Below are 25,360 nucleotides of genomic sequence, written 5' to 3' on the forward strand. Positions count from 1 at the left end.
CTACAGCCGATCTACGTAATTCTTGGCGGTCAAAAGGTCGGAACGGGTGGCCTGGCGCAGCAGCCTGATCGCCTGCATCTTGTGCCCGGAGCGGGCCAGGGACTGGAGCTGCAGGGTGAACTGGGGGCTGAGCTGGCCGCCGGGCAGCACGGCACCCAGGTGGCCGGGCCGTCCCGCGTCGTTGAAGGAGCCTGGCCGGGCGACCAGGGCCGCGCGGGCGTGCTCCTCCTGCTGCGATTGCTGCTGTTCGTTCTGGCTGGGGCGGGTTGAGGCGTCCACACGCGCCCGCGCGGCCATGGCGGCCCTCACCTGGGCCTCGTAATGGGCACGTGAGCGCATGGCCAGTTCCAGCTGGTACCGCTCGGCGTCGGAGATGCCGAGGTTGCGTGGTTTCAGTGCCGCGGCTACTGCCCACAGGATGCCCGCAAGGATGAGGGCAGGCAGCATGACTATCAAGACGTCGCCCATGGCCACAGCTTATGCCAGATAGCAGTTATCCACAGCACATTCTGGGTTTCGCATACAAGCCGCGGCCAGGGCCGTCAATTCCGCGCCATTCCGGTGATAAGCATCACAAAATTAGCATATTTGCGCCGGTCCGTGGCCTCCGTACGCGGCCGCTATCCCGAGCCGCCGGATGCAAGCTGTGGATGAAGCTTGGTGCAATTTCTTTTTCATCCACAAGGAAAATGATGTATTTCCGCAGGTCAGCGGCATGTTAGGCGGCAAAGTATTCCTCTATCCACAGACGTTCCCACAGGCTGTGCACAAGAAGGGGCCATTAGTCCACAACTTATCCACAGGGGTGCGTGGAAGCGGGGTTGGAGCCTGCCCGATCGGGGGCTAACGTTGCGGGTGACCAGCCGCGGCGGCACCGTGTTCCGGTCCCGCTGCGAGGCACCGGGCGGGCCGGCAAACCGCACGCCCGGGGCGGGCTGGCACCGCATGGCCGGCCAGCTCCTGCGGGCAGGACAAAAAGTCGGTGCGGGCTGATAGGAAGTAAGTGGCGGGCGCCTGGGGGGCGCGTGGCACGTTTCGCCGCAACGCGGGCACCACAACAGATGGCTTAAATGCCGGCGGGGAGCGCGACACCGCCGGAACACTATGAAGGACGGCAGTTTTGTCAGTTACGCATCTTGACTCGGTTGAGGGCACCCGGGGGGCCGAAGGCAGCCGCAAGCCGCCTCAGGACATCCCCGCCGAACAGTCCGTGCTGGGCGGCATGATGCTGTCCAAGGATGCCATCGCCGACGTTGTGGAAATCTTGCGCGGCCAGGACTTCTACCGCCCGGCGCACGAGACCATCTACGAGGCCATCATCGACCTCTACGGCCGCGGCGAGCCCGCCGATGCCGTGACCGTGTCGGATGAGCTGACCAAGCGGGGCGAAATCAACCGGATCGGCGGCCCTGCCTACCTCCACGAGCTGATCCAGACCGTTCCCACCGCGGCCAATGCCGGCTACTACGCCGAGATTGTGGCCGAACGGGCCGTCCTCCGCCGGCTGGTCAATGCGGGCACCAAGATCGTCCAGCTCGGCTACGGGCAGGACGGCGAAGTGGAAGACCTGGTCAACCAGGCGCAGGCAGAGGTCTACGCTGTGGCCGAGCGCCGCACCGCCGAGGACTACGTCGTCCTCAAGGACGTCATGGAATCCACCGTGGATGAGATCGAGGCATCCGGGCACCGCGGGGAAGGCATGGTGGGCGTCCCCACCGGCTTCTACGAACTCGACGAACTGACCCACGGCCTGCACCCTGGCCAGATGATCGTTATCGCCGCCCGTCCCGCCGTCGGCAAGTCCACGTTCGCGCTGGACTTCGCCCGCTCCGCGGCCATCAAGAACAACCTCGCCACGGTCATGTTTTCCCTCGAAATGGGCCGGAACGAAATCGCGATGCGCCTGCTCTCGGCGGAGGCCACGATCGGCCTGCAGGACCTTCGCAAGGGCACCATCAAGGACGAGCAATGGTCCAAGATCGCCACCACCATGGGCCGGATGAACGATGCCCCGCTGTTCATCGATGACAGCCCCAATATGTCGCTGATGGAAATCCGCGCCAAGTGCCGCCGGCTGAAGCAGCAGCACGACCTCAAGCTGGTCATCCTCGACTACCTGCAGCTCATGAGCTCGGGCAAGAAAGTCGAATCCCGCCAGCAGGAAGTCTCGGAGTTCTCCCGGGCACTCAAGCTGCTGGCCAAAGAACTCCAGGTTCCCGTCATCGCGCTGTCGCAGCTGAACCGTGGCTCCGAGCAGCGCCAGGACAAGCGCCCGATGGTCTCCGACCTGCGCGAGTCGGGCTCGATCGAGCAGGACGCGGACATGGTCATCCTGCTGCACCGCGAAGACGTCTACGACAAGGAGTCCCCGCGCGCCGGCGAGGCGGACATCCTGATCGCCAAGCACCGCAACGGCCCCACCAAGGACATCGTGGTGGCGTTCCAGGGCCACTACTCCCGCTTCGCCAACATGGCGGGCGATGCCGGCGGCGGAGGCTTCTAGAGCAGGTGGTTGGGCAGCCGGTTTCCGGGTGCCCGGCCCCTGATCTCCAGCAGCTCCCGGGCATGCGCGTGCAGCCGCTTATCCTCCGCGGAGACCGGAACCCACCGCGGGACCGGCACGGAGGTACCGTTCTCGTCCCGGGCCACCATGACGGTCAGGCAGTACGTGGTGAGGTTCAGTTCGTGCCCCTTGGGATCGCCGGAGCGGACGTGGACGGCAATGTGCATTCCCTTCGTCCCGGTGTAGACCAGCCGGGCCTCCACCTCCACGAGGTGGCCGATGAGCAGCGGCCGGTAGAACCGCACGCCGCCGGAGAAGACCGCCACCGTGTCCATCCCGCAGTAGCGGGAGGCGCACACGTAGGCGGCCTCGTCGATCCACTTCATGACGATTCCGCCGTGGACCTTGCCGCCCCAGTTCACGTCCGTGGGGGCCGCCATGAACCGCAGCGTGACGCGTTCGGCGGTTCCGGCGTCGGTGTATTCCTGCCCGCTCATGGCCTGGACTATGTCCTCGCGGACCTTGATCCGCGCCAGCGCGTGGTCGCGCTGCTCGATCTCGGCCGGCGTCGACGGTTCATACTGCGGCACCGGAATCGGTTTGCCGTCCTCGCCCACTGCCACGAAGATCACCATGCACTGGCTGCGCATCGTGGCGGGGCCGCCCTTGGGATCGCCGGAGGAGACGACGGTCCGGATGTGCATGGAGGAACGGCCGGTGTAGACGATGGTGGCCGTGACCTCCACCATGTCGCCGCTGTTCACCGGATCCGCGAAGTGGATATTCCCCACATAGGCGGTCACGCAGTAGGAGATCGCCCAGCCGACGGCGGCGGCGTAGGCTGCCTTGTCCACCCATTCGAGCACTGTCCCGGCGTCCACGGAGCCGCTGTGGCCGACGTCCGTGGGTGCGGCAAGGAAGCGCAGGGTGACGGCGTTGGCGGAAGTCTCACTCATGGAAGTGAGTGTACTGACCGGCCGTCACACCGCATCGGGGCCATCGACATAATCGCGGCGCAGGGCGCCACACAAACCGCCACCGACGACGGCGGGCGGCCACCGTAAGGTGACCGCCCGCCGTCGTGTGCGTTGGAGCCGAGGCTACGCCAGGGCGCTGAGCTTGGATCCGCTGCGGCCAAAGACGGCCTTGTCGACGGAGACCCGACCGGCGCCGACGAGCGCTACGGCGAGGGCCGCGGCGGCCAGGATCAGCACCAGCTCGTAGCCGCCCGCGGCGGCAAATATGCCCGCCGGGGCATGCACCAGGAACAGGGCGCCCAGCATGTCCAGGGCGAGGAGCACGGCGAACACGCGGGTCAGCACGCCAAGGATCAGGGCGACGCCGCCGACAAGTTCCAGGGTGGCGATGACCGGGGCGACGAGGTTTGCGGCGGGGACACCCATTTGCACGAAGGCGGCCTGGGTACCGGGAATGGTGAATTCGTTGAATTTCTGCCAGCCGTGGGCGGCGAACAGGAAGCCGGTGACGACGCGCAGGATCGTGCGGGCCGTGGTGGTGAGTGTGGGCTGGTTCATGACATACCGTTCTGACGATGGGAAAGCCGAGGGGCGGGCCGGCAGCTCTTTAGTTGAAGATTCAAGTTATATTTTGCTCATGCTTAGTTGAAAAGTCAACTAATGCGACCCGCGGTGACACAGGGGTGACACAGGGGTGACGCCGTACGACGACGGGAGGGCCGCTAGGGTGGTTCCGTGCCAGAACCAGCCCCAGCAACGCTGACGCCCCACGCCCGCCGGCGGGAAATCCTCCGCCTTGCCGTTCCCGCGTTCGGGGCGCTGGTCGCGGAGCCGCTGTTCCTGCTGGCCGACTCCGCCATCGTCGGACATCTGGGTGTTGCCGAGCTCGCCGGTGTCGGGCTGGCCTCCGCCGTGCTGCATACCGCGGTGGGGCTCATGGTGTTCCTGGCCTATTCCACAACCCCGGCGGTGGCGCGGGCGGTCGGCAACGGGCAGCTGCCCCGGGCCCTGGCGGCCGGACGTGACGGCGTATGGCTCGCCCTGGTGCTGGGTGTCATCCTGGCCGCGGCCGGATTCTTCACCGCCGAACCGCTGCTGGACCTGATGGGTGCCCGCGGCGAGGTGCGGACCTTTGCCGTGGACTACCTGCGCTGGTCCATGCCCGGCCTCGTGGCGATGCTGCTCGTCTTTGCCGGGACCGGCGTCCTGCGGGGCCTGCAGGACACCCGGACGCCGCTGGCCGTGGCTGCGGCCGGCTTCACCGCGAACATCGCGCTGAACTTTTTCCTGGTCTACGGCGTGCGGCTCTCTGTCACCGGCTCGGCCGTGGGCACCAGCATCGCCCAGTGGGCCATGGCCCTGGCCTATGTCGCGATGGTCCAACGCAACGCGCGCAACCACGGGGTGTCCCTGCGCCCGGACTGGCACGGTATCCGGGCGCTGGCCCGGGTGGGCTCGTGGCTGATGCTGCGGACGCTCAGCCTGCGCATCGCCATCCTTGCCACCGTGCTGGTGGCCACGGCCCAGGGGCCGGTCAACCTGGCTGCGCACCAGCTCGCGATGACCATCTTCACCTTCCTCGCCTTCGCCCTGGACGCCCTCGCGATTGCCGCCCAGGCGCTTATCGGCAAGGAACTTGGGGCCGCCCGGCCGGCCGCCGCCCGCGAGCTGACCGGAACCATGGTCCGCTGGGGACTTGGCTTCGGCACGCTGACCGGGGTCCTGCTCGCTGCCGCCGCGCCATGGGCCGGGCTGCTGTTCACGCCCGACGACGGCGTCCGGTCCGCCCTCACGCTCGCCCTGTGGGTCCTCGCCGCCGGGCAGCCGCTCGCGGGCTACGTCTTTGTCCTCGACGGGGTGCTGATCGGGGCCGGTGACGCGCGGTACCTGGCGATCGCCGGCGTCGTGAATCTCGCCGCCTACCTGCCCCTGCTCCTGGCGGTCCAGCTCTCCGGTTCCGCTGGCGGTCCGGCGCTGCTCTGGCTCTGGGCCGCCTTCTCGCTCGGCTACATGCTGGCCCGCGCGCTCACGCTGGGGCTGCGGGCCCGCACGGACCGCTGGATGCTGCTCGGCGCCCGCTGAGGCGGTGGCCGCAGGCCGGTGCGGGCCGCGGGCGGACGGTGCGGCCGGACGGTGCGGCCGGACGACGCGGCCCGGATCCGGAAGCCCTAAACTGGACGGGTGACTCTCCCCGCAGCCCCCACGCCGCCACCGCCCTGCCCGCCGCCACGGACCTCTGGAAGCCCGTCCTGGTCCGGGCCGCCGTCGCGCTGGTGTTCGGCGCCGTCACGGTGTTCTGGGCGGCACCGTCCGTCCCGGGCATGGGCTGGGCGGGCGGTCTCTACCTGCTCGCAAGCGGCGTGGTGCTGGCTTGGAGCGTCAAGAAGACCGGATTGCCGCACGGGACGGGCGCCGCCAAGGCCCTCGCCGCCGCCGGTGCGGTGCTCACAGGCACCGGTGCCGCCGTCGGGCTGATCCCCGGAAGCCTGGTCTTCGGCATCGTCGGCGCCCTCGGCCTGGGGCTCGCCGGCGCCGCGGAGCTGTACCTCGGCGTGGCCACCCGCCGCCGCTCGGTGCTGGCGCGCGACTGGATCGCCTCCGGCGTGATCGGCCTCGGCACCGCCGCGGCGCTGCCCTTCTTCATCGAGCTCGGTCCGCACGCGCTGCTGGGCGTGGCCGGCGGCGGCGCCATCATCAGCGGCGTGCTGTGGACCTTGGCCGGACTGACCCTGCGGCACGATGCGCGGGGCGTTTCCGCGGAGGCCGTAAACTAGGAGGGACAGGTTCTACCCTGCGTAGAACAACCGCGGTATCACGACTGCCACGCCTGCCCGGCGCTGGCGGCAGGAGGAAAGCACCTTGGCAGAGCAGAAATCAGGAGCACGCCGCAGTCTGCGGACCTCGGTCAAGGGACCGCTGATGTTCTCCGCGTTCTGGGCAGTGCTGGCCTTTGTCGCCGTCCTGATCTTCGCCTCCGGGGGCAGCGCTAAAGCGCCCCGCTTCGACCTCGCCTTTACCGGCGCCGGCATCGCCTTCATCGTCACGCTCGTGATCGCCGCCATGCTTTCGATGAGCTACAAGGACAACGCCGAGCACCTGGGCAAGGGGTCCGGCGTCAACCTCAGCTCCAGGAGGCCGTCGTCGTCGCACGGCCACCCCGGCGCGCAGCCGGCCCCCGACGCCGACGAGGCCGGCGAGATCCGCTAGGACGCCGCCTTCCGGGCGCGGTAGGCAGCGACGTGCGCGCGGTTGGCGCAGTTTCCGGTGTCACAGTAGCGCTTGGACCGGTTCCGGCTGAGGTCCAGCACGACGGCGTCGCAGTCGTCCGCGGCGCAGACCAGCATCCGCTCCATTTCCTTGCTGCGGATTACGTCCACCAGGGCCATCGCTGCCTCGGTGCTCATCCGGTCGGCCAGCGGCGCCTCGGGGCTGGTGGCGTGCAGGTGCCAGTCCCAGCCGTCGTGCTTCATGAGCTGCGGCAGGGCCCTGGCCTCGCGCAGCAGGCGGTTGACGGTCTCCACGGCGGCGTCTTCGTCGGCCAGCCACAGTTCGGCCAGCTCGGCGCGCAGCCGGTGCACGCTCGCCAGCTCCCCGGCGTCCCGGGTCCGTGAGCCGCTGAAGCCCTCGGCCTCGAGGAAGCGGTCCAGGTCCGCGACCGTGGACAGCTGCTCTTCACCGTTGGCGGCCGTGTTGATCAGGCCGACCACCGAGCGCAGCGCAACTTCCGTGTCAGGGGCAAAAACCATCTTGACTCCTTACGTTGTCCGGGCGTACTGTCATGACCATAACCCCACTTTACTCCTGACAGGAGGCAGCCCGTGTCTGCCGCACGCCGCCCCGCCGGGGCCCAGGCCACGAACCAGCCCGCGTTCCGCGGCGCCGAGAACACCCGGCCGGACGCTCCAGGCTTCCTGGCCTCGGGGCTCGGGGTGGCGTTGTTTTCCTCGGCCGTGTTCGGACTTTCCGGTTCCTTCGCCAAGGCGCTGCTGGAGACGGGCTGGACCCCCGGTGCCGCGGTGACGGCCCGGCTCACCGGAGCCGCGCTGGTCCTGGCGGTCCCGGCCGTCGCCGCCCTGCGGGGCCGCTGGCACCAGCTCCGGAACAACTGGCTCACCGTGCTGCTGTTCGGCCTGATCGGCGTGGCCGCGTGCCAGCTGTTCTACTTCAATGCCGTCGCGCGGCTGTCGGTCGGCGTCGCGCTCCTGCTCGAATACCTCGCCCCGGTCATCATCGTGCTGTGGCTCTGGGGGGCGAGCCGGAAGCGGCCGCGGCCGCTCACGATTGCGGGCACGCTGCTCTCGCTCGCCGGACTGGTCCTGGTGCTGGATCTTACCGGGGCGGTGAAAATCGACGTCGCCGGCGTGCTGTGGGGTATTGCGGCCGCGGTCTGCCTGGCCATCTACTTCTTCATCACGGCCAAGGAGAATGACACGCTCCCGCCGATCGTGCTGGCCTCAGGGGGACTCATGGTGGGTGCGCTCGTGATGTGGCTCGCGGCGGCGACCGGGCTGCTGCCGATGGCCGCCAGCACCTCCGACACGCGGCTTGGCCCCTGGGTCACGCCCTGGTGGGTGGCGCTGGGCGGCCTGGTTGTCCTCGCCACCGTGCTCGCCTATGTCTCCGGCATCGTGGCCGCGCGGGCACTGGGCTCAAAGGTGGCATCCTTCGTCTCACTGACCGAGGTGCTCTTCGCCGTCATCTGGGCCTGGCTGCTGCTGGGCGAGCTTCCCGGCCCGGTCCAGCTCCTCGGCGGCCTGCTGATCGTCGGCGGGGTGGTGCTGGTCCGGCTGGACGAACTGCGGCGCCCGGCCGCCCTGCCCGCCGAACTCGACCACGCGAACGACGTCGAACCCGTCCCCTGAGCGGCGGCGCCCGCCGCAGCGGCAAACGGCCCGGCGGCGGGCTACTTGCCGAAGCTTCGGAGTCGCAGCGAGTTGGCGACGACCAGCACGGAGCTCGCCGCCATTGCCGCGCCTGCAATCATCGGATTGAGCAGGCCCAGCGCGGCCACCGGGATGCCGACCGCGTTGTAGAAGAAGGCCCAGAACAGGTTCGTCTTGATCGTGGCCAGCGTCCGGCGGGACAGCTCAATGGCCTGTCCGACCTGCCGCAGGTCGTTGCCCATCACGGTCAGGTCCGCGGCTTCGATGGCGACGTCCGTGCCGGAGCCCATGGCGATGCCCAGATCCGCCTGCGCCAGGGCCGCGGCGTCGTTCACGCCGTCCCCGGCCATTGCGACCGTGGCCCCGCCGGTCTGGAGTTTCCGGACCGCGTCTACCTTGCCCGCGGGCAGCACGCCAGCGAAGACGTCCTCCGGCGGGATGCCGACGGCGGCGGCGACCTGGCCGGCCACCGCGGCGTTGTCTCCGGTCAGCAGGATGGGCCGCAGGCCCAGTTCGCGGAGCCGGGCGATGGCCGCCGCGGAGCCGGGCTTCAGCGTGTCCCGCAGGCTGATGATGCCGGCCGGTTCCCCGTCGAAGGCCACCCAGATGGCGGTGGCTCCGGCGGCCTCGGCGGCGGACAGGGCCTCCCGCTGCGCTCCGGAGACCGTGACGCCGTTTTCCTGCAGCCAGCCGGACCGGCCAACAATAACGAGACGACCGTCCACGCTGCCGCGCACGCCGCCGCCGGGGGCCGAATGGAAGTCGGTGACGGCGGGCAGCGGGGCGGGGCCGCCAGACCCCTGCCCGGCGGTGAGTGCCGCCGCCGCGATGGCCCGGGCGACGGGATGCTCGGAGGCGGCTTCTGCCGCACCCGCGAGCCGCAGGACCTCGCTTTCGCCGAACGGGGCGAACGCGCGGGTGCCGGCGACGGCGAGGTGGCCGGTCGTAACCGTGCCCGTCTTGTCCAGCAGGATGGTATCCACGGTGCGGGTGTCTTCGAGTACCTGCGGACCCTTGATCAGGATGCCCAGCTGGGCGCCGCGGCCGGTCCCGGTGAGCAGTCCGACCGGGGTGGCCAGGCCCAGCGCGCACGGGCAGGCGATGACCAGCACGGCGACGGCGGCGGTGAAGGCGGCGCGGAGCTCGGCGTCGCTGACCGCCGGGCCGGCCGCGAGCAACCAGGCGCCGAAGGTGACCGCGGCGAGGGCGAGGACCACCGGGACGAAGACGGCGCTGATCCGGTCCGCGAGCCGGGCGATCGGCGCCTTCCCGGACTGCGCCTGGGAGACCAGCCGGCCCATCTGGGCCAGTGTCGTGTCAGCGCCCACCCTGGTGGCGCGGACCAGGAGTCGGCCGGAGGTGTTGATCGTTGCGCCGGTGACCCGGCTGTCCGGTCCGACTTCGACCGGCACCGATTCCCCGGTGACGAGGGAGGCGTCGACGGCGGACGAACCCTCGATGACCACGCCGTCGGTGGCGATCTTCTCGCCGGGGCGGACGACGACGATGTCCCCGACCCGGAGCCGGTCGGCGGGCACCTTGAACTCCAGGCCGTCCCGGAGGACGGTGGCGTCCTTGGCGCCCAGGTCCAGCAGCGCCTTGAGCGCGTCGCCGGCCTTCCGCTTGGCGTTAGCCTCCAGGTAGCGGCCGAGGAGCAGGAAGGTGGTGACGACGGCGGCGACCTCGAAGTACAGTCCGCCGCCGCCCATGCCTTCCATGCCCGGGTGCTCGGTGAGCCTGGGATCGGCCAGGAGCTGCCACGCGGAGAAGGCATAGGCGGCAGTGACGCCGATCGACACGAGCGTGTCCATGGTCGAGGACAGATGCCGGGCGTTCACGGCGGCGGCCCGGTGGAACGGCCAGGCCGCCCAGCTGACCACTGGCAAAGCCAGAGCGCCGGCAACCCACCCCCAGTTCGGGAACTGGAGGGCCGGGAACATGGAAATCAGGAACACCGGGATGGTCAGGGCCGCCGCGGCCAGCAGCCGCGGCCTCAGGGTTGACGCCGGGCTCGCGGCCGCCGCCTCGGCAGCCGTCTCATGCGGCGTCCGGAGCGTGGCCTTGTAGCCGGCGGCGTTCACGGTGGCAGTGATTTGCTCGTCCGTGATGCCGGCCGGAACGGTGACCCGGGCGGACTCGAGCGGCAGGTTGACCGAGGCGGTGACGCCGTCGAGCTTTCCGAGCTTGCGTTCGACCCGGCCCACGCAGGAGGCGCAGGTCATGCCCTCGATGTCGAGTTCAATCACCCGGCTTCCGGGCTGGTCCAGCAGCTGCGCGTTGCTCACGGTATGTTTCCCTTCAGTCCTGGCTGGTAAATGTCCGGCCCGTGGCGGGCTCAGGCCTCGTTTGCTACCACCAGGTAGCCGGCCTCGGCGACCGCTTCGCCGATTTCGGCAGGCGAGAGCGGCTTGGCGGAGGTGATCGTCACGGTGGAGACGCCGCCGGCGTTGAGGTCGACGTCGACGCTTTCGACGCCGGCGAGGGACTCAAGTTCTTCGGAGACGGAGGAGACGCAGTGTCCGCAGGTCATGCCGGATACCTCGATGGTGGTGGAAACGGTGCTCATGGCTTGCTCCTTGGTGGGGGACTGGTGGTTTATCAGCCCGGTCGTTTGGTGCGCGGTGTGGTTGGTGTTGCCGCTACCGCAGCAGGCGCCCGATGGCATCGGTGGCCTCCTTCACTTTGAAGTCGATGGCTTCCGCCCGGAGTGCAGGATCCGGCTCGGCTGCCGCGCCGACCACACAGTGGCCGATGTGCTCTTCCACCAGCCCGAGGCTGACGGCGTGCAGGGCCTTGGTGACGGCGGCAACCTGGGTGAGGATGTCGATGCAGTACTTGTCCTCATCGACCATCCGGGCGATGCCGCGGACCTGTCCCTCGATCCGTTTGAGCCGCTTGAGGTAGGCATCCTTGTTGGCGGAGTAGCCGTGCTGCTGGGGCGCGGCGTCGTCCAGGGCGGCCGTGGCGGAGGTCTCGGACTTGTTCATGCCCCCAACATATACCCCATGGGGGTATCTGGCAAGTACCCTCCGGGGGTATCGCTGCGGGGCGCCGCGTCGCGCCGAGGGGCGCGGAACGGGACACGGACCGGCCGGAAATTAAAGAGCTCCGGAGTGCGTTATTGGGGGATACGCACTCCGGAGCAGCTATGGGGTAGGGGGTTTCCCGCCTACGACTACAACCTTACTTGGCGGTAGCGAAGATGCGCCAGCACCTCGAATAACTACTTTCGCTTTATTTTCCCGGGGCGGGCCGGGGCCTGAATTTCCGGGAAGCAGGGGCGTCCGGGGACAGCTGGCCGGCAGGAAAATCGAAGTGTTCAATCGGGTAGGCGAAGATATCCGCCAGGGACATCACGGAGCACGGCGGGTCTTGCCGGGTCCGGGGGTCCGCGTGGGGACGATCAGGATGGGCCGGTCCTGATGGTGGCTGAGCCAGGCGGCTACAGAGCCGTTGAGGGCGGCGGTGATCCGGTGCCCCAGCCCGGGTTCGGGGGTGCCCACCACGATCATCGCCGCGCCGGCGTCGGCCGCCAGCCGCCCGAGCGCCCTCGCCGGATCCCCCGCCAGGGTCCGCAGGCTCCACTCGACGCCGGTGCCCTCGCACACAGCGGCAATGTCGGACCGCAGACGTTCCGTTTGCTTCCGGATCTCCTCGTTGTCGGCTTCGGGGTGCAGCGACAACCGGTGGGCGGAACGGGCCGGATCCCACTCCACCAGGTAGCTGGCCTCGTCCACGAACGCGCAGAGCAGTGGCGCGGCAAGGACCCCGGCCAGCGTCACGGCGGTTTCGAGCACCTCCGGAGGGTGTCCCGGGAGGACGCCGACAACCAGCGGTGCGTGGGGCGTGCGCTCTGCGGGCATAGTCCATTCTTGCCCCGCGGCCGCCTGCCCGGCTAGGGCCATCCTCCCCGAACCAGCCCTTGATCGGCCCTCCCGCCGGACCTACCGTTGAAGGACAGTGAAAGGCGGGCAGCGTGGAAATCTATATGTGGTGGCTGGACCTGGACCTCGCCAGCAAGGAGTGGCTGCGGGAGAACCTGCGTGCCGCGGAGTTGCCGCTGCCGGTGCTGCAGGGCATCGCCGAGGCCGGCGGGCCGCACCCGGACAGGGCCACCGGGGGGCTGAGCGACGCCGATTGGGACTTCGTCGAGACCCAGTCCGAGTTCGTCGACTGAATGGGCTTAAACCATTGCGGCGGCCGGGCCGGGGTGGTTGCATGTAGGGCATGGCTACCGCAGAGAGTTATGTCCTGGCGATTGGAACCAAGAAGGGCCTGTGGCTGGCAACCAGCCCGGACCGCCAACACTGGTCGCTCTCCGGCCCGCATTTTCTGATGAGCGAGATCCCCAGCATCGGCATCGATACCCGCGAAGGCCGGACGCGGATCCTGGTCGGGGTCCGATCGGAGCACTGGGGACCCACCGTCTTCCACTCCGACGACCTCGGCGAAACCTGGCATGAGCCTGAAAACGGCGCCATCCGCTTCCCTGAGGACACCGACGCCGCACTGGAGCGCGTCTGGCAAATCCACCCCGACGCCGAGTCCCGCCCCGGCGTCGTCTGGGCCGGCTGCGAGCCGATTTCCGTTTGGAAGTCCACCGACGGCGGTGAACACTTCGAACTCAACCGCGGGCTCTGGGACCACCCGCACCGCAGCGAATGGGGGGCCGGCTACGGCGGTGCCGCCGCCCACTCGATCGTCGTCAACCCCGACGGGGACAAGGTGCACGTCGCGATGAGCACCGGCGGCGTCTACCGCTCGCTCGACGGCGGCGCCTCCTGGGAGCCGCGGAACAAGGGAATCTCGGCGCGCTTCAACCCCGACCCCTACCCCGAATTCGGCCAGTGCGTGCACAAGATCGCCGCGGACGCCGCCGTCGACGGCCGCCTGTACGCCCAGAACCACCACGGCGTCTACCGCAGCGACGACGACGCCGAAAGCTGGGAGTCGATTGCCGAGGGGCTGCCGGCGGACTTCGGCTTTGTTATGCTCACGCACCCGCGCCGCGCCGGCACGGCCTGGGTCATCCCGCTCAAGGCCGACGGCGAACGGATCCCGCCGGGCGGAAAGCTGGCCGTGCACCGGACGGACGACGCCGGGGCGCACTGGAAACGGCTGGATGACGGCCTCCCGCAGGCCGAGTTCAACGCCGTGCTGCGCGACGCGGCCTGCGTCGATGCGGCCGAACCCGCCGGAGTCTATTTCGGAACCCGCGGCGGCAGCGTCTACGCCAGCGCGGACGAAGGCGAGCACTTCACCGAGGTCGCATCGCACCTGCCCGACGTGCTCTGCGTCCGGGCCGCGGCGCTCACCGGCGCTCCGGTGCACGGCGCCAAGGCCGACGGCGCCCTCGCCGCGGCCGAGGTTTCCGCGTGAGGCGTCCCTTTGCCTGACATCAGCGTGGTGCTGCCCAGCGTCCTGCAGCCGCTGGCCGGCGGGCAGTCCATCCTGACTGCGCCCGCCGAGGGGGCCGTGACGGTCCGGTGGCTGCTGGATACGGTGGCCGGTGACTTTCCCGCGCTGTCCCGGCGGCTGCGGGACGAAACCGGTGCTGTCCGCCGTTTCGTGAATATCTACGTCAACGGGAACGAAATCCGGCGCCTGCAGGGTCTGGGCACGGAGGTGGCGCCGGGCCAGGAAGTGTTGATCATCCAGTCCGTCGCCGGCGGCTAGCCGGTCAGGCCACCCGCCAGAGGCTGCATTCGTCCGTGTTGACGGCCTTGCGCGTGCCCGACTGCCGGTCCAGGATCCAGACGACGCCGATTCCCGGTGCCGTTTCCTGCACGCAGCCGCGGCGGATCACGACGTCGTCGTAGTTCGGGCCGACGCGCAGCCGGGCCTCGATCTCGTCGCCGCGGTGCAGCTGGTCAAGGGCGCGGACTCTGGTTATGTGGGCTTTGGCTTCCTTCAACATGGCTGGCCTCCTGGACTGGAGCTGGTGCCTGCTCTTGCCGGCACTTCCAGTGTCCGGCGCCAATGTTGCCGCCGCGTTTCCGCCCGGTAAGCGCTGGGTTAGTTTTGCGGGGGTCTCATTTCGAGTCCTGCCCGGCAGCCGTCCGGGCCAGGCGCCCGGGGGATCGACGCGGGCGTTCCGCCGCGCCAGAATAGGGCCCATGCAACTGCCCCTGATGCCCCCGATCGCGCCGATGCTGGCGAAGGCCGTCAGCGCCCTGCCCGAGGGCCCGATGAGCTTTGAGCCCAAGTGGGACGGATTCCGGTCCATCATCTTCCGCGACGGCGAGGAGGTGGAGATCGGCAGCCGCAATGGCAAGCCGCTGACCCGCTACTTCCCGGAGCTGGTGGAGGCCCTGAAGCTGAACCTCCCGCCCCGCTGTGTGCTCGACGGCGAGATCGTCCTGGTGGGGGCCTCGGGGGACCGCCTTGACTTCGACGCGCTCCAGCAGCGGATCCACCCCGCCGCGAGCCGGGTCCGCCTCCTCGCTGACCAGACCCCCGCGAGCTTTGTCGCCTTCGACCTGCTGGCCCTGGACGACGAGGATTTCACCGCGCGGCCGTTCGAGGAGCGCCGGGCGGCCCTTGAGGTGGCGCTCGCCCGCTGCGCCGCGCCGGTGCACCTAACCGCCGCGACCCGGGACCGGGACACCGCGGGACGGTGGTTCCGGCAGTTTGAGGGCGCCGGCCTGGACGGGATCGTGGCCAAGGCGCTCGCCTCCAGCTACCAGCCGGACAAACGCACGATGTTCAAGGTCAAGCACGAACGCACGGCGGATTGTGTCCTCGCCGGGTACCGGGTGCATACCTCGGGCCCGGACCGGATCGGTTCGCTGCTGCTGGGGCTGTACAACGGCGACGGTGTCCTCGCCAGCGTCGGGGTGGTGGGTGCATTTCCGATGCAGCGCCGCAGGGAACTGTTTGAGGAGCTCCAGCCGCTGGTCACCGACTTTGCAGACCACCCGTGGGCGTGGGCCCGGCAGGAGGAGGGGGCGCGGACGCCGCGCAACGCCGAAGGCAGCCGGTGGAGCGGGAACAAGGACCTGGGTTTTACGCCGCTGCGCCCGGAGCGGGTGGTCGAGGTGAAATACGACCACATGGAGGGGGCACGGTTCCGGCACACCACCCAGTTCGTCCGGTGGCGGCCGGACCGGGAGCCCGGTTCCTGCACCTACGCGCAGCTGGAGGAGCCCGTCAGCTATGACCTGGCCGCGGTGCTGGGTGCCGGCGGCCCGGGGACGGCGGACGGCGGCTGAACCTCCCGCCGTCGAGCGTCCCACGCGACGCTCCCGCCCGGCTCTCCGCCCGCGCCGCTGCCGACACGCGGAAAAGCCCGGCGTGTTCGGTGAACACGCCGGGCTTTTCCGTATGTAACTGGGCGGGAGCGTCGGGGACGCCGTCGCCTTCCGTCCGTCAGCGCAGGCCGAGTTCCTTGGTGGGAACCTTGAACGTTTCCTTGGCGGTCAGTGCAGAGACGGCGGCAATGACGCAGATGATGCCGGTGAAGATGGTGATCTGGACCCAGCCGCCGGGCTTGATACCGCCCATGGCCGCGACGATTGCCGGGGCGAAGCCCGCCATCAGGAAGCCGAGCTGGGTGCCGATCGCCAGTCCGGAGAAGCGGACCTTGGTGCTGAACATTTCGGCGTAGAAGGACGGCCACACGGCGTTGGAGGCCGCGTAGCCGAAGGAGAAGAAGCCGATGGCGGCCAGGAACATCAGCGGGACGCTGCCGGATTCCAGGCTGAGCAGGAACACCGGGGTCAGCACCGCGCTGGAGAGTGCGCCGTAGATGAAGACCGGCTTGCGGCCGATCCGGTCGGCCAGCTTGCCGAAGAGCGGCTGGGTGCCGAGGGCGACCAGGTTGGCGCCCACCACCAGCCAGAGTGTGACGGTGCCGTCCACGTTGGCGACGTTCTTGGCGTAGCTGATCGCCAGGGTCCCGAACACAGTGGAGACAGCGGCGATGAAGGCGCAGGCCACCACGCGCAGCACGTCGCGCCAGTGGTGCTTGAGCAGGTCGGCGACGGGGAGCTTGGAGATCTGGGCGCTCTTCTGTGCTTCCTCAAAGGCCGGCGGCTCGTGCAGGGTGCGGCGGATGAAGAACGCGACCACCACGACGACGGCGCTGAGCCAGAACGGGATACGCCAGCCGATGCCGTACTTGACCTCATCCGGCAGCGCCAGGACGGGGATGAAGACCAGGGCGGCGAGAATCTGGCCGCCCTGGGTGCCGGTCAGGGTCCAGGAGGTGAAGAAGGAACGGCGGTTGTCCGGGGCGTGCTCCAGGGTCATGGAGGAGGCGCCGGCCTGCTCGCCGGCGGCGGAGAGGCCCTGGCAGAGCCGGGCGATCACCAGCAGCGCGGGTGCCCACCAGCCGACGGTCTTGAAGTCCGGCAGGCAGCCGATCACGAACGTGGAGGCGCCCATCAGCAGCAGCGTGAACATCAGGACCTTCCGTCGGCCCACCCGGTCACCGAAGTGGCCCAGGATCACGGCGCCCACCGGGCGTGCCACGTAGGCGAAGCCGAAGGTCGCGAAGGACATGATCGCGGCATTCGCGTCCGCGTCCGGGAAGAAGACCTTCGGGAAGATCAGCGCGGCGGCGGAACCGAAAATGAAGAAGTCGTAATACTCGACGGCGCTGCCCAGGAAGCTGGCGAGGGCTGCCTTCTTTGGCGTCCCCGCCGGTGCGGCAGTGCCCGGCGTCGTAGACGGGAGTGTCTGGCTCATGGTGTTCCTTTGTGTGACGACATTGTCGCGGATGGATCGGGAAGGTCTCGCCGGCCGGTGGCTTTAAGTGTGCGGCAGCCGGTGGACCGAGGAAAGACCCGGACTAGTAGCCACATGGTGGGAGCTACTTGTGCGATGTAGCAAGCATGGCTGTGATTGCCATCACTTGTCAACAAAAATAATCATCATCTAGCAATAGCTCTCACCATGTGAGAACATCGATACATGAGTGTGAACCAAGACACAGAGTCGACCCTCGCTGCCGACGCCCCCGCAGGCATCCCCGCCGACGCCCCCGCCGGCGGCCCAAAGAAGCCCGGGCGGGAGGATTCCCGCACCGACATGGTGGGCAAGGCCCTGGGGCTGCTGGTCCTGCTGGGGGACGAGCCCCGCGGGGCCAGCGCCGCCGAGCTCTCGCGCCGCGCCGAACTGCCGTTCAGCACCACGTACCGGCTGCTCGGCTCGCTGACCAGGGATGGCTTCGTGGACTACGAGCCGGACGGCCGCCGCTACCACCTGGGCCTGCGCGTCTTCCAGCTCGGCCAGCGCGTGTCCAACCACCACGGCTTCGCCGGCACCGCGCTTCCCATCCTGCGCCGCGTCACCGAGGAGACCGGGGAGGCCACCATCCTGTCCGTGCGCGACGGCAACCACCATCTCACCGTCAACAAGGTGGACGGCCCGCAGACCTTCCGGGTTACTTCCGACCCCGGCCACCTCGGCGCCCTGCACACGACGTCGGTGGGCAAGGCGCTCGTCGCCTTTGCCGATGACGCCACGCGGCGCCAACTGGTGGACGAGCTCGAGCTGGAGCCGCTCACGGACGTGTCCATCACCGACCGGGACGCGTTCCGGGCCGAGATCGAGCTGGTCCGCAAGCGCGGCTACGCCACCATGGACGAGGAAAACGAGCTCGGCATGCGCGCCGTCGCCGTCCCCGTCTTCAACTCCCAGGGGTACGCCTTCGCCTCGCTGGCCACGGCGGTCCCGGTGTTCCGGATGAGCATGGAGGCCCTCGTGGCCCTGGTGCCGCTGCTCCAGTCCGCAGCGGCCGAACTCTCGGCCCGTCTTCCCCAGCAATAAATCATGTTCGTAATAAGAACAACCGTGCAATATGTGAACAGTTGCGGTAACGTAATCCCCATCACCCGGCCCGCCGCCGTCCACACCGCGGCCCGCCGAGTGCCGTTGTCAAAGGAGCTATACGGATGAGCAACCGAGCAGAGTCCTTCCTCGTGGGCCTCGTAGGCGATGGCGTCACGCCATCCCTCACGCCCCCCATGCACGAACGGGAGGGCGACGTGCAGGGCCTGCGATACCTGTACCGCCCCATCGACCTCACCGAACTCGGCCTACCGGGGCAGGCTATCGGGGAGCTCCTCACCGGCGCGCGGCGGCTGGGCTTCAACGGCCTGAACATCACCCACCCCTGCAAGCAGCTGGTGCTCCAGCACCTCGACGAGGTCTCCCCGGACGCCCGGCGCCTCGGGGCGGTCAACACCGTGACCATCCGCGACGGCCGCTTCATCGGCCATAACACCGACTTTTCCGGTTTTGCTTCAGCGCTCGCCTCCGGCCTGCCCGGGGCCAAGCTGGACCGCGTGGTGCAGCTCGGCGCCGGCGGCGCCGGATCCGCCGTCGCCTACGCCCTGCTCACCGCCGGGGTCCGCCGTCTGGACCTCGTGGATACCGACGCGGCCCGCTGCGCCGACCGGGCCGCCGAGCTCGCCGGGTTCTTCCCGGACAGCGAGGTCACCGCGCGGACGACGGCGGAGCTCCCGGAGCTCATGCCGCTCGCCGATGGCCTGGTCCACTGCACCCCCGTGGGCATGGCCGCCCATCCCGGGGTGCCGCTGGAGACCTCCCTGCTGGAGTCCCGGCACTGGGTCGCGGACATCGTCTACCGGCCGATCGAGACCGAACTGGTCCGCGAAGCCCGTGCCAGGGGCTGCGAGGTGCTCGACGGCGGCCGGATGGCCGTAGGCCAGGCCGCCGACGCCTTCCGGATCTTCACCGGCCTCGAGGCCGACGCGGACCGCATGCGCTCCCACTTCCTGGAGCTCGTCGCCGCCGAGGAGGTGGCCGCCTGATGCGCACCGGAATCGCCACCGTCTGCCTCTCCGGCACCCTGAAGGAGAAGATGCAGGCCTGCGCCATCGCCGGTTTCGACGGGATCGAGATCTTCGAACAGGACCTCGTCACCTCCTCGCTGAGCCCGGAGCAGATCCGCTCGATGGCCGCGGACCTGGGCCTCACCCTTGACCTGTACCAGCCGTTCCGCGACTTCGACAGCGTCCCCGAGGAGCTGCTCGCCGGCAACCTGCGCCGGGCCGAGGCCAAGTTCCGGCTGATGTCACGGCTGGGCATGGACACCATCCTGGTCTGCTCCAACGTGGCCACCGCCAGCATCGACAACGACGAGCTGCGCGCCGCCCAGCTGTCCCGGCTGGCCGAGCTCGCCGGCGAGCACGGGGTGAAGGTCGCCTATGAGGCCCTGGCCTGGGGGAAGTACGTCAACGACTACGAGCACGCCCACCGGCTGGTGGAACTCGTGGACCACCCGAACCTGGGCACCTGCCTGGATTCCTTCCACATCCTGTCCCGGGACTGGGATACGGCACCGATCGAGGGGTTCAACCCGGAGAAGGTCTTCTTCGTCCAGGTGGCGGACGCCCCGAAGCTGTCCATGGATGTGCTGTCCTGGAGCCGGCACTACCGGGTCTTCCCGGGCGAGGGACAGTTCCAGCTCGCCAAGTTCATGGGCCACGTGGTCCGCGCCGGCTACACCGGCCCCGTCTCGCTTGAGGTCTTCAACGACGTCTTCCGGCAGTCCGACGTCGAACGCACCGCCGTCGATGCCATGCGCTCGCTGATCTGGCTCGAGGAACAAAGCGCCAGGTGGCTGGAGGCCAACCCGACCCCCGCCGAAGCGGCCGCCGGTCCCGGACGCCACCGCCATCCGATGGAACTGGCGACGCTGCCCCGGGTGGCGGAACCGGCCGGGTTCAACTTTGCCGAGGTCCGGGCCGCCGAAACCGGCGCCCTGGAGACCCTGCTGGGCCAGCTGGGCTTCGGGTTCAACGGCCGGCACCGGACCAAGAATGTGCAATTGTGGACCATGGGCCACGCACGCGTGATCATCAACGAGGAAGCCCCCGCCGCCGCGGAGACCGCCATTGCCGCGGTCGGCTTCGACGTCGATTCCCCCGTGATCGCCGCCGCCCGGGCGCAGCAGCTGAAGGCCCCCGCGGTGCCGCGCAAGAGCCAGGCGGACGAGGAAGTCTTCCAGGGCTTCGCCGCGCCGGACTCCACCGAAATCTTCCTCTGCCAGGGCAACCCGGACGGCACCGCCGCCTGGGTCAACGAATTCGGCACCGCCGCTGGAACCGCCGCAGCGGGTCCGCAGGCCGTGATCGACCACGTCAACCTCGCCCAGCCCTGGCAGCACTTCGACGAGGCCGTGCTTTTCTACACCAGCGCACTGGCCCTCGAGCCGCAGCCGTACGCCGAGGTGGCCAGCCCCACCGGGCTGGTCCGCTCCCAGGTGATGACCACCCGTGACCGGGGCGTGCGGCTGGTGCTGAACCTGGCGCCGCTCCTCCAGCAGGAGGGCGGGCCGGACGCAGCAGCCCTCTCGCCGGGAACCCAGCGCCGGACCTACCAGGAGCACATCGCCTTCGCGGTCGATGACCTGGTGGCCACGGCCCGGGCTGCCCGCGGCCGCGGCCTGGAGTTCCTGCGCATCCCGGCGAACTACTACGAGGACCTGGACGCGCGCTTCGACCTGGACCCGGCGTTCCTGGCCACGCTGAGCGAGCTGAACCTGCTCTACGACCGCGACGCCGACGGCGAGTTCCTGCACTTCTACACCGCCACCGTGGGCAGCGTGTTCTTCGAAATGGTGGAACGCCGCGGCTCCTACGACGGCTACGGAGCCCCCAACGCCCCGGTCCGGCACGCCGTCCAGTACGACCACCTACACCAGCTGAAACTCACCGCCTGACCCCACCCGGCCAGGACCGACCCATCCCAACCCAACGAAAGGAGGCTGCTGTGCCTGAAGAGATCAACCTCGAGATTTTCAACGCGGACCCGCTCACCGAGGACGTGTCCGACGCAGCGCCCGAGGGCGCATCGAAGCCTGCCGCCAAGCAAGTTCCGGCCCTGGACACCGCGGCGGAATCGCAGCAGATTCTCAGCGACGAGATGACGGCGCTCGGGGATGCCTACGCGCAGGCGCTCCGAAACGGTGCCCCGGCGGAAACCCAGCCGCGGCTGGACTACCCGCCGTACCGCAGCAGCATCCTGCGCCACCCGACCAAGAGCCTGCAGCACGCGGACCCGGAAACCATCGAGCTGTATTCACCGGCATTCGGGCACATGGACGTGCACGCGCTGGAATCCGACCTCACCATCCAGCACAACGGCGAGCCGCTGGGCGAGCGGATCATCGTCTCCGGCCGCGTGCTCGACGGCGACGGCCGGCCCGTGGCGGGCCAGCTCGTGGAGATCTGGCAGGCCAACTCCTCCGGCCGCTACATCCACAAGCGCGACCAGCACCCGGCACCGCTCGACCCGAACTTCACCGGCGTCGGCCGCTGCATCACCGGCGCGGACGGGTCCTACAGCTTCACCACGATCAAGCCCGGCGCCTACCCGTGGAAGAACCACCTGAACGCCTGGCGGCCGGCCCACATCCACTTCTCCCTCTTCGGCCAGGAGTTCACCCAGCGGATCGTGACGCAGATGTACTTCCCCGGCGACCCGCTTTTCGCCCTGGACCCGATCTACCAATCGATCGTGGACCAGGACGCACGGGACCGGCTGGTCGCCACTTACAACCACGACCAGACCAAGCCGGAATGGGCGCTGGCCTACAACTGGGACATTGTCCTGACCGGGTCGAAGCGGACCTGGACCGAGAACGAGGCACTGGGCGCGGACGGAGACGACCATGAGTAAATTGACCCCTACCCCCGGCCAGACGGTGGGCCCGTTTTACGGCTACGCCCTGCCCTACGCCAAGGACCGCGAGCTGCTGGCCCCCGGTTCCGCCGGTTCCATCCGGCTGCAGGGCACCGTCTTCGACGGCGCCGGCAACCCCGTCCCGGACGCCATCCTGGAGATCTGGCAGGCCGACGCCGAGGGCAAGGTCCCGCAGCACACCGGCTCCCTGGTCCGCGACGGCTACACCTTCACCGGCTTCGGCCGCAGCGCCGTGGGCAACACCGGCGTCTTCACCTTCACCACGGTCAACCCCGGCCCCACCGCGCCCGGCGCCGCGCCGTTCATCTCCGTGGTCGTCTTCGCCCGCGGCCTGATGAACCGGCTCTTCACCCGCGTCTACCTGCCGGAAAACGAGGAAGCCCTCGCCGCCGACCCGCTGCTGGCCTCGCTCGATCCGGAACGCCGCCGGACCCTGATCGCCCGGCGCGACCCCGACGGCGGCCTGAGCTGGGACATCCGGTTGCAGGGCGAGGAAGAGACGGTGTTCCTCGACTTCGAGGGCGCCGGCATGGCGGGCGCGGGTGCCGGGGACGCCAGGTGAGAACTCCGAACGCTGAGGACGGCGACTTCGGCCTCCTGAGCCCGGTGTCGGCGTCGCCCTGGGTGGCGGCGCTGACCGGGGACCGGGCCGTGCTCGACGCACTGCTCCGGGTTGAGGCCGGCTGGGCTGCCGTCCTGGAAGAAGCGTCCCTGGCGCCGGCCGGCTCCGCGGCCCTCGTGGCGGCGGCGGCCGACGTTGACCGCTACGACATCGCCGGGATCGCCGTCCGCGCCCAGGGCGGCGGCAACCCGGTGATCCCGCTGCTCGCCGACCTCCGTGAACAGGTCAGGGCGCTGGACACGGCCGGCATCGGGGCCGCAAAGGCCGTGCACACCTCGCTGACCAGCCAGGATGTGCTCGACACCGCACTGATGTTGCTGGCCGCCGGCGCCGTCCGGGAACTGCTCACAGAGACCCGCCGCACGACGGCGGCCCTGGCCGACCTTGCGCAGCGGCACCAGCAGACCCTGTGCGTGGGCCGCAGCCTGACCCAGCACTCTCTGCCGTTCAGCTTCGGCCTGAAGGCCGCGCAGTGGTTCCACGGGCTCGCCGCCGCCGCGCAGCGGCTCGAGGCACTGGAACTGCCGGTCCAGACCGGCGGGGCCGCAGGCACCCTGGCGGCCGGTACCGTGCTGGCCGAGGGCTCCGCCCTGGCGCCCCTCGACCTGGCCGACCGCCTGGCCGCCGCGCTGGGGCTGGCCGCCGTGCCCGCCCCGTGGCACACCAACCGTCTGGCCGTCACCGCGCTCGGCGACGCCCTGGCCGCCCTGACGGACGCCGCCGGCAAGATCGCCGCCGACGTGCTCTTCCTGAGCCGTCCCGAAGTGGCCGAACTGGCCGAACCGCGGGCCGCCGGCCGCGGCGGCTCCTCGGCCATGCCGCAGAAGCAAAACCCGGTGCTGTCCGTGCTGGTCCGCAGCGCCGCCTTGCAGGCTCCGGCGCTGGCAGCCCAGTTGCACCTGGCGGCCGCCATTTTCAACGACGAACGTCCCGACGGCGCCTGGCACAGCGAGTGGACCGCGTTGCGGTCGCTGCTGCGCCTGGCCCTCGGCGCTGCCGGACAGCTCCGCGAACTGGCCGAGGGCCTTCAGGTCTTCCCGTCGGCGATGCGGCGGAACCTGGACCTCTCCGGCCCCCTGCTGCTCTCCGAGGCGGTGGGCGCCGCCGTGGGACCCCTGCTCGGGGCGGACGGCCGACGCCGGCTCCAGGCGGTGGTGGACCAGACCCTCCAGGTGCACGCCGCCGAACAGTCCAGCTCCTACCGGAAACTGCTCCGGGCGGCCGTCCCGGCGGAGCTGCTCTCCGACGAGCGGCTTGAGGAACTGCTGGATCCGGCCAACTACCTCGGCCAGTCCGCCGAGATCTCGCGCCGCATCCTCGCGGCGTGGCCCGCTTACGCCCGGCCCGAGGTCGCGCGGCCCCGTCGCGAACCGACCGAACGCAACAACCCGACCGAAGGCGACAACCCGACCGAAGAGAAAGGCGCCCACCGTGGCTAGACCAACCCTCAAGGCCGTACTGCTCTCGCCCGTGCGCGAGCTCGGCGACAAGCCCCTCCTCGTGGTGGGCCCGTCCCTCGGGACGTCCACGCTGCTCTGGAGCCAGGCCGGTGCCCTGCTCGGCGACGACGCCGACGTCGTCGCCTGGGACCTCCCCGGCCACGGCATCTCCCCGGCCGCGGCGGAGACCTTCACGGTCGACGAACTGGCCGACGCCGTCGTCGAGTTGGTCGATTCGATCGCCCCCGGCGCGCGCTTCCACTACGCCGGCGTGTCCCTCGGCGGGGCCACCGGCCTGCAGCTGGGCATCAAGCACGGCGAACGGCTCAAGAGCCTGTCCGTGCAGTGCACGGGTGCGAAGATCGGCACCCCGGAGGGCTGGCTGGAACGGGCCGAGACGGTCCGCAACCAGGGCACCCCGGTGATGATCGAGGGCTCCGCCCAGCGCTGGTTCGCGCCGGGCTTCATGGAGCGCGAGCCCGACCGCAGCAGCCGCCTGCTGCACACCCTGCGTGATACGGACCGCTTCAGCTATGCGTTCTGCTGCGAGGCCCTCGCCGGATTCGACGTCCGCGAAGAACTGGGCAGCATCCGGGTCCCCACCCAGGCGCTGGCCGGCGCCCACGACACCGTCGCCCCGCCGTCGTTCGCTCAGGAGATCGCCGACGGCATCACCGCCGGCGGCGGCACGGCCAATGCGGCGACGCTGGAGGGGGTGGCCCATCTGGCTCCCTTCGAGGCCCCCGGCCACGTGGCCGAACTGCTGCGCAGCCTGATCAGCTGGACCGAATCGCGCGGAGCGGGCCAGTGACCCGGCCCGAGCGGAACGGTGTGGTCCAGCCGGATGCCACCAGCCAAGAGATCTACGACGGCGGCATGAAAGTGCGCCGCGAAGTGCTCGGTGCCGCGCATGTGGACCGGGCCAACGCCGCCAAGGACGACTTCACCGAGGATTTCCAGGACATGATCACCCGGATCGCGTGGGGCGGGATCTGGACGCGGCCCGGAATCAGCCGCCAGATGCGCTCCGCCGTCACCATCACCGCGATGGTGGCGCACGGGCACTGGGAAGAACTGGCGATGCACATCCGCGCCGCCATCACCAACGGCCTGAGCAGGGACGACATCAAGGAAATCCTGCTCCAGACCGCGATCTACTGCGGGGTCCCCTCCGCCAATACCGCCTTCAAGACCGCCCAGCAGGTGTTCCGCACCATCGACGAAACTGATCCGACCGCCGCACCCCCACCCAACTGACTCGC

At 69.5% G+C, this 25,360-nt stretch carries 27 protein-coding genes; 17 read left to right on the forward strand and 10 right to left on the reverse strand.

The window, feature by feature from the left end:
* Nucleotides 1–468: a hypothetical protein gene (locus ACZ5Z0_RS09785; RefSeq protein ID WP_464108241.1), complete on the reverse strand. Its 468-nt coding sequence runs from the start codon at nucleotides 466–468 to the stop codon at nucleotides 1–3.
* A 652-nt stretch (nucleotides 469–1,120) separates the two neighbouring features.
* Between ACZ5Z0_RS09785 and dnaB the strand changes: the two genes are divergently transcribed.
* Entirely contained in the window at nucleotides 1,121–2,503 is a 1,383-nt protein-coding gene (dnaB, locus tag ACZ5Z0_RS09790; protein ID WP_175323067.1) for a replicative DNA helicase, read from the forward strand.
* On the opposite strand, the gene ACZ5Z0_RS09795 is transcribed toward dnaB, so the two are convergent.
* Together ACZ5Z0_RS09795 and ACZ5Z0_RS09800 are read right to left on the reverse strand one after the other, a co-directional pair.
* Nucleotides 2,500–3,459 carry an acyl-CoA thioesterase gene (locus tag ACZ5Z0_RS09795; protein WP_464108242.1) on the reverse strand — a complete coding sequence of 320 codons (960 nt, stop codon included), beginning with the start codon at nucleotides 3,457–3,459 and terminating at the stop codon, nucleotides 2,500–2,502. The genes dnaB and ACZ5Z0_RS09795 overlap by 4 nt on opposite strands.
* Before the next feature lie 144 nt (nucleotides 3,460–3,603).
* Entirely contained in the window at nucleotides 3,604–4,038 is a 435-nt protein-coding gene (locus ACZ5Z0_RS09800; protein ID WP_464108243.1) for a DoxX family protein, read from the reverse strand.
* Between the two features lie 177 nt (nucleotides 4,039–4,215).
* Here ACZ5Z0_RS09800 and ACZ5Z0_RS09805 point away from each other — a divergent pair, with 177 nt between their 5' ends.
* The 3 genes from ACZ5Z0_RS09805 (at nucleotide 4,216) to ACZ5Z0_RS09815 (ending at nucleotide 6,687) form a co-directional block, all read left to right on the forward strand.
* Nucleotides 4,216–5,562, forward strand: a complete 1,347-nt coding sequence (locus ACZ5Z0_RS09805; protein WP_464108244.1) for an MATE family efflux transporter — start codon at nucleotides 4,216–4,218, stop codon at nucleotides 5,560–5,562.
* Between the two features lie 38 nt (nucleotides 5,563–5,600).
* Nucleotides 5,601–6,254: a hypothetical protein gene (locus ACZ5Z0_RS09810; RefSeq protein ID WP_464108245.1), complete on the forward strand. Its 654-nt coding sequence runs from the start codon at nucleotides 5,601–5,603 to the stop codon at nucleotides 6,252–6,254.
* An 85-nt stretch (nucleotides 6,255–6,339) separates the two neighbouring features.
* Nucleotides 6,340–6,687, forward strand: a complete 348-nt coding sequence (locus ACZ5Z0_RS09815) for a hypothetical protein (RefSeq protein ID WP_464108246.1) — start codon at nucleotides 6,340–6,342, stop codon at nucleotides 6,685–6,687.
* Here ACZ5Z0_RS09815 and ACZ5Z0_RS09820 read toward each other — a convergent pair.
* Complete coding sequence (locus ACZ5Z0_RS09820; RefSeq protein WP_464108247.1) at nucleotides 6,684–7,226, reverse strand: CGNR zinc finger domain-containing protein; 543 nt, start codon at nucleotides 7,224–7,226, stop codon at nucleotides 6,684–6,686. The genes ACZ5Z0_RS09815 and ACZ5Z0_RS09820 overlap by 4 nt on opposite strands.
* Before the next feature lie 165 nt (nucleotides 7,227–7,391).
* On the opposite strand from ACZ5Z0_RS09820, the gene ACZ5Z0_RS09825 reads away from it, so the two are divergent.
* The gene (locus ACZ5Z0_RS09825; protein WP_464110763.1) at nucleotides 7,392–8,342 is read left to right on the forward strand and encodes an EamA family transporter; all 951 of its coding nucleotides are present in this window, start codon (nucleotides 7,392–7,394) and stop codon (nucleotides 8,340–8,342) included.
* Between the two features lie 41 nt (nucleotides 8,343–8,383).
* Here ACZ5Z0_RS09825 and ACZ5Z0_RS09830 read toward each other — a convergent pair whose 3' ends face one another.
* From ACZ5Z0_RS09830 to ACZ5Z0_RS09845, 4 genes are all read right to left on the reverse strand, one after another.
* Nucleotides 8,384–10,648 (reverse strand): heavy metal translocating P-type ATPase, encoded by a 2,265-nt coding sequence (locus ACZ5Z0_RS09830; RefSeq protein ID WP_464108248.1) that lies wholly within the window; start codon nucleotides 10,646–10,648, stop codon nucleotides 8,384–8,386.
* Between the two features lie 50 nt (nucleotides 10,649–10,698).
* Nucleotides 10,699–10,929 (reverse strand): heavy-metal-associated domain-containing protein, encoded by a 231-nt coding sequence (locus ACZ5Z0_RS09835; protein WP_464108249.1) that lies wholly within the window; start codon nucleotides 10,927–10,929, stop codon nucleotides 10,699–10,701.
* A gap of 73 nt (nucleotides 10,930–11,002) precedes the next feature.
* Complete coding sequence (locus tag ACZ5Z0_RS09840) at nucleotides 11,003–11,350, reverse strand: metal-sensitive transcriptional regulator (protein WP_464108250.1); 348 nt, start codon at nucleotides 11,348–11,350, stop codon at nucleotides 11,003–11,005.
* Between the two features lie 366 nt (nucleotides 11,351–11,716).
* Complete coding sequence (locus ACZ5Z0_RS09845; protein ID WP_464108251.1) at nucleotides 11,717–12,226, reverse strand: universal stress protein; 510 nt, start codon at nucleotides 12,224–12,226, stop codon at nucleotides 11,717–11,719.
* 113 nt (nucleotides 12,227–12,339) lie between these two features.
* Here ACZ5Z0_RS09845 and ACZ5Z0_RS09850 point away from each other — a divergent pair, with 113 nt between their 5' ends.
* From ACZ5Z0_RS09850 to ACZ5Z0_RS09860, 3 genes are read left to right on the forward strand one after another with little or no spacing between them, the layout of a single operon-like run.
* Nucleotides 12,340–12,540 carry a hypothetical protein gene (locus ACZ5Z0_RS09850; protein ID WP_464108252.1) on the forward strand — a complete coding sequence of 67 codons (201 nt, stop codon included), beginning with the start codon at nucleotides 12,340–12,342 and terminating at the stop codon, nucleotides 12,538–12,540.
* 50 nt (nucleotides 12,541–12,590) lie between these two features.
* Nucleotides 12,591–13,742 carry a WD40/YVTN/BNR-like repeat-containing protein gene (locus ACZ5Z0_RS09855; protein ID WP_464108253.1) on the forward strand — a complete coding sequence of 384 codons (1,152 nt, stop codon included), beginning with the start codon at nucleotides 12,591–12,593 and terminating at the stop codon, nucleotides 13,740–13,742.
* Between the two features lie 9 nt (nucleotides 13,743–13,751).
* Nucleotides 13,752–14,039, forward strand: a complete 288-nt coding sequence (locus ACZ5Z0_RS09860) for a MoaD/ThiS family protein (protein ID WP_464108254.1) — start codon at nucleotides 13,752–13,754, stop codon at nucleotides 14,037–14,039.
* Nucleotides 14,040–14,043: 4 nt separating this feature from the next.
* Here the strand turns inward: ACZ5Z0_RS09860 and ACZ5Z0_RS09865 are convergent, their stop codons facing one another.
* The gene (locus tag ACZ5Z0_RS09865) at nucleotides 14,044–14,280 is read right to left on the reverse strand and encodes a hypothetical protein (RefSeq protein WP_138767954.1); all 237 of its coding nucleotides are present in this window, start codon (nucleotides 14,278–14,280) and stop codon (nucleotides 14,044–14,046) included.
* A 199-nt stretch (nucleotides 14,281–14,479) separates the two neighbouring features.
* On the opposite strand from ACZ5Z0_RS09865, the gene ACZ5Z0_RS09870 reads away from it, so the two are divergent.
* The gene (locus tag ACZ5Z0_RS09870) at nucleotides 14,480–15,574 is read left to right on the forward strand and encodes an ATP-dependent DNA ligase (RefSeq protein WP_464108255.1); all 1,095 of its coding nucleotides are present in this window, start codon (nucleotides 14,480–14,482) and stop codon (nucleotides 15,572–15,574) included.
* A 157-nt stretch (nucleotides 15,575–15,731) separates the two neighbouring features.
* Here ACZ5Z0_RS09870 and ACZ5Z0_RS09875 read toward each other — a convergent pair whose 3' ends face one another.
* A complete protein-coding gene (locus tag ACZ5Z0_RS09875; protein ID WP_464108256.1) occupies nucleotides 15,732–17,051 on the reverse strand; it encodes an MFS transporter in 1,320 nt (439 codons plus the stop codon).
* Between the two features lie 225 nt (nucleotides 17,052–17,276).
* Here ACZ5Z0_RS09875 and ACZ5Z0_RS09880 point away from each other — a divergent pair, with 225 nt between their 5' ends.
* From ACZ5Z0_RS09880 to pcaC, 8 genes are all read left to right on the forward strand, one after another.
* Nucleotides 17,277–18,134: an IclR family transcriptional regulator gene (locus ACZ5Z0_RS09880; protein WP_464108257.1), complete on the forward strand. Its 858-nt coding sequence runs from the start codon at nucleotides 17,277–17,279 to the stop codon at nucleotides 18,132–18,134.
* Between the two features lie 125 nt (nucleotides 18,135–18,259).
* Nucleotides 18,260–19,141, forward strand: a complete 882-nt coding sequence (locus ACZ5Z0_RS09885) for a shikimate dehydrogenase (protein WP_464108258.1) — start codon at nucleotides 18,260–18,262, stop codon at nucleotides 19,139–19,141.
* On the forward strand, nucleotides 19,141–21,054 hold the full coding sequence (locus ACZ5Z0_RS09890) for a TIM barrel protein (protein ID WP_464108259.1): 1,914 nt from the start codon (nucleotides 19,141–19,143) through the stop codon (nucleotides 21,052–21,054). The genes ACZ5Z0_RS09885 and ACZ5Z0_RS09890 overlap by 1 nt, the downstream gene beginning before the upstream one ends.
* A 50-nt stretch (nucleotides 21,055–21,104) precedes the next feature.
* On the forward strand, nucleotides 21,105–22,013 hold the full coding sequence (pcaH, locus tag ACZ5Z0_RS09895; RefSeq protein WP_464108260.1) for a protocatechuate 3,4-dioxygenase subunit beta: 909 nt from the start codon (nucleotides 21,105–21,107) through the stop codon (nucleotides 22,011–22,013).
* Entirely contained in the window at nucleotides 22,006–22,599 is a 594-nt protein-coding gene (gene pcaG, locus ACZ5Z0_RS09900) for a protocatechuate 3,4-dioxygenase subunit alpha (protein ID WP_464108261.1), read from the forward strand. Before pcaH ends, pcaG begins: the two co-directional genes overlap by 8 nt.
* A complete protein-coding gene (locus tag ACZ5Z0_RS09905; protein WP_464108262.1) occupies nucleotides 22,596–24,098 on the forward strand; it encodes a lyase family protein in 1,503 nt (500 codons plus the stop codon). The genes pcaG and ACZ5Z0_RS09905 overlap by 4 nt, the downstream gene beginning before the upstream one ends.
* The gene (locus tag ACZ5Z0_RS09910; RefSeq protein ID WP_464108263.1) at nucleotides 24,091–24,909 is read left to right on the forward strand and encodes an alpha/beta fold hydrolase; all 819 of its coding nucleotides are present in this window, start codon (nucleotides 24,091–24,093) and stop codon (nucleotides 24,907–24,909) included. Before ACZ5Z0_RS09905 ends, ACZ5Z0_RS09910 begins: the two co-directional genes overlap by 8 nt.
* Entirely contained in the window at nucleotides 24,906–25,355 is a 450-nt protein-coding gene (pcaC, locus tag ACZ5Z0_RS09915; protein WP_464108264.1) for a 4-carboxymuconolactone decarboxylase, read from the forward strand. Before ACZ5Z0_RS09910 ends, pcaC begins: the two co-directional genes overlap by 4 nt.
* Nucleotides 25,356–25,360: the final 5 nt, after the last annotated feature.

Source organism: Arthrobacter sp. T2-23 (assembly GCF_055398325.1).